Origin of the sequence: Actinoplanes sp. NPDC048791 (assembly GCF_040650095.1) — a bacterium.
Lineage (GTDB): Bacteria > Actinomycetota > Actinomycetes > Mycobacteriales > Micromonosporaceae > Actinoplanes.
Map to the genome: position 1 here is coordinate 1 of NZ_JBEZGQ010000901.1, position 3,402 is coordinate 3,402.

Below are 3,402 nucleotides of genomic sequence, written 5' to 3' on the forward strand. Positions count from 1 at the left end.
GCGCTGGCCGCCCGGACCGGGTCGATCTTCGTCGACCGGACCCGGCCGAAGCGGCTGCCGGCGACGGTGGCCGGGGTCACCGCGGCGCTGCGGGCCGGTCGGTCGGTCGCGGTCTTCCCGGAGGGTACGACGTTCTGCGGCGCCGAACGCGGGCGCTTCCGGCCGGCGGTCTTCCAGGCGGCGGTGGACGCGGGCGCCCCGGTCGTGCCGATCGCGATCCGGTACGGCTCCCCGCAGGCGTCCTTCGTCGGCGACGACACCCTCTGGTCCTCGGTCCGCCGGGTGGCCGGTCTGCGCGGCCTGACCGTGACGCTCGTCGGCTCACCCGCGCTGCGCCCGGAGCCCGGTGCGGACCGACGGGCACTCGCCCGGGCAGCTCAGGCATCGGCCGGACTGCGGTCCACCACGTTCGATCTTGCCGCTTAGCGGGCTCACAGAAAACTTTCAGGCACTGTGCAGCGCAGGCGCAGCGACCTGGACGAAGATGGTGGGCATGGCCGCTACCCAGACCCAGGGAAAGCAGAGCGAGGCGAAGCTCCTCGTCGTCGAGGACGACGCGAACATCCTCGAGCTGCTCTCCGCCAGCCTGCGTTTCGCAGGGTTCGACGTCAGCACCGCCACCAGCGGCAGCGCCGCCGTCAGCGCGGCCAAGAACGCCACCCCTGACCTCGTCGTCCTCGACGTGATGCTGCCCGACCTCGACGGTTTCGAGGTCATCCGGCTCATGCGCGAGGGCGGCGCCCGTACGCCCGTGGTCTTCCTGACCGCCCGCGACGGCACCGACGACAAGATCCGGGGCCTCACGCTCGGCGGCGACGACTACGTGACCAAGCCGTTCAGCCTGGAGGAGCTCACCGCCCGGATCCGGGCCGTGCTGCGCCGCACCACCGCCGGTGACGAGGAGCCGTCGCGCCTGGTCTTCGCCGACCTCGAGCTCGACGAGGAGACGCACGAGGTCTACCGGGCCGGTCAGCGCGTGCAGCTCTCGCCCACCGAGTTCAAGCTGCTGCGGTACCTGATGCTCAACGCCAACCGGGTGCTCTCCAAGGCGCAGATCCTCGACCACGTGTGGAAGTACGACTTCCGGGGTGACGACAACATCGTGGAGTCGTACATCTCGTACCTGCGCCGCAAGGTGGACAACGTCCAGCCGCGACTGATCCACACGCTCCGCGGCGTCGGCTACGTGCTGCGCAAACCCGCGGCATGAGCCGACCGTGTCCCTGACCATCACCGACCGGGTCCGCAGCCACGTCCCCGAGACCAACCTGCGGCGGGTGCCGTTGCGCACCAAGCTCGTCGCCGCCGTGCTGGCTCTGGTGTTCGCGGCGCTGTCCCTGATCAGCGCCGCGAGCACCTACGCGCTGCACAGCTACATGATCAACCGGCTGGACGTGGGCCTGGTCCGGTTCACCGACACCCTGGAGAACCTCAAGGGCAACGAGACGCTGATCCTGCCGGCCGACTACTACGTCAACGTCACCACGGTGGACGGCATCGGCGACCCGGACTACCCGAAGTACGACCCCGCGCTGAAGCCGAGCCAGCTGCCGCCGGTGCTCAAGGGCGTCAACGAGGTCAACAAGCACATCGGCAAGCAGTACACGGTCAAGTCCGCCGACGGCACGGTGATCTGGCGGATGCTCGTCACCTACGTCAACGGCGGCACCGTGCTGCACGCCGGGCAGCGGCTGCGCGGCATCGACGAGGCCATCGCCCGGCTCATCTGGGTCGACGTCCTGGTCGGCGCCGGGGTGCTGTTCGCCCTGGCCGCGGTGGGCGCGGCCATCGTGCGGCAGAGCCTGATCCCGCTGGGGCAGATCGAGCGGACCGCCGCCGCCATCGCGGCCGGCGACCTCACCCAGCGGGTGCCCGATCCGGAGCCCGACGAGGGTGAACCCAAGACCGAACTGGGCCGGCTGTCCCGGGCCCTGAACGCGATGCTGGCCCAGATCGAGGCGGCCTTCACCGCCCGGGCGCTGTCCGAGACCGCCGCCCGCGCCGCGGAATCGCAGGCCAGGGACGCCGCCGAGGCCGCGCAGATCTCCGAGGCCCGCGCGGTGCGCTCGGAGCAGAAGATGCGCCAGTTCGTCGCGGACGCCTCGCACGAACTGCGCACCCCGCTGACCTCCATCCGCGGTTTCGCCGAGCTGTACCGCCAGGGCGCGGTCGCCAACCCGGAGGACACCGCCAAGCTGGTACGCCGTATCGAGGACGAGGCCGCCCGGATGGGGCTGCTGGTCGAGGACCTGCTGCTGCTGGCCCGCCTGGACCGTGAGCGCCCGGTCGAGCTGGCCCCGGTGGAGCTGCCGGTGCTGGCCATGGACGCGGTGCAGGCCGCCCGGGCCACCGCCCCGGACCGCAAGATCGAGCTGGACGTGCGGGAGTCGCCGGAGAAGCTGGTCGCGTACGGCGACGACGCCCGGCTGCGGCAGGTCATCGGCAACCTGATGACCAACGCCCTGGTGCACACGCCGGCCGACGCCGCGGTGACGCTCTCCCTCTATCCGGAGTCCGGCAACCGTGCGGTCGTCGAGATCGCCGACACCGGGCCCGGTCTGTCGCCCGAGCAGCGCGAGCACGTCTTCGAACGCTTCTACCGCGCCGACGAGGCCCGGACCCGGCACACGGACCGCGCGGCCACCGGCACCGGGCTGGGACTGGCCATCGTGGCCGCGATCGTACGGGCCCACCACGGCACTGTGGAGGTGCTGAGCGAGCCGGGCAAGGGTGCGACCTTCCGGGTCACTTTGCCCGCTCTGGAACCGGACGACTCCTGATTTACCCGGCACTTCCATTCACAGAAAACGTCCAGGGCCAACACAGGTGAGTCGGAGCGGACAGGGGCAATGTAGTCCGCATGAACGAGTACGAGACCGACCCGCAGCGGCACGAAAGCTCACCGTCCGAGGAGCTGTCGCACCGGCCCGCGGACGCCTCTCCCGCGACCGGCCCGGAGCGGGGACAGTCCGACACCATGGCGCAGCAGCCCACGCTGAGCCAGCCGGCCGCCCCCCAGTCCGGCGTTCCGCACTCCGGCGTTCCCCAGTCGGGTGCGCCCCTGTCCGGTGCGTCCCTGTCCGGAGCTCCGCAGTCCGGCATCCCGCAGTCCGGCGCTCCGCAGTCGGGTGCGCCTCAGCAGCAGGGTGCCTGGCTCGCGTCGCCGTGGCAGCGCGGTGGCCAGCACCCGGCCCAGCAGCAGGCAGCCCAGCAGCACGGGGCCCAGCAGGGGCCGCCGCAGCACCACACTCAGCAGCTGCCCTACGGCCAGCAGCCTTACGGCGCCGGCCAGCAGCAGTATCCCGGCAAGCCGCAGCCGCCCTACGCGGGTGCCTACGCCGGCCAGCCCCACCCGCAGTACGCGGCCCAGGGAGCGCCCGGCCAGCCCGGCCAGCCCGGCCA

General features: G+C 71.7%; 3 protein-coding genes and 1 pseudogene. All 4 read left to right on the forward strand.

Translation table 11 applies throughout. From position 1 onward, the window contains the following. On the forward strand, window positions 1–426 hold a 426-nt coding region (locus tag AB0C29_RS39370), incomplete at its 5' end, for a lysophospholipid acyltransferase family protein (RefSeq protein ID WP_360831762.1). Window positions 427–493: 67 nt separating this feature from the next. Continuing rightward, window positions 494–1,210, forward strand: coding sequence for a response regulator transcription factor (locus AB0C29_RS39375; protein ID WP_023562178.1), 717 nt, complete (start codon window positions 494–496; stop codon window positions 1,208–1,210). Window positions 1,211–1,223: 13 nt separating this feature from the next. Next, on the forward strand, window positions 1,224–2,780 hold the full coding sequence (locus tag AB0C29_RS39380; RefSeq protein ID WP_360831765.1) for an ATP-binding protein: 1,557 nt from the start codon (window positions 1,224–1,226) through the stop codon (window positions 2,778–2,780). Window positions 2,781–2,860: 80 nt separating this feature from the next. Beyond that, window positions 2,861–3,402 (forward strand): annotated as a pseudogene (locus tag AB0C29_RS39385) (hypothetical protein); the annotation flags it as partial.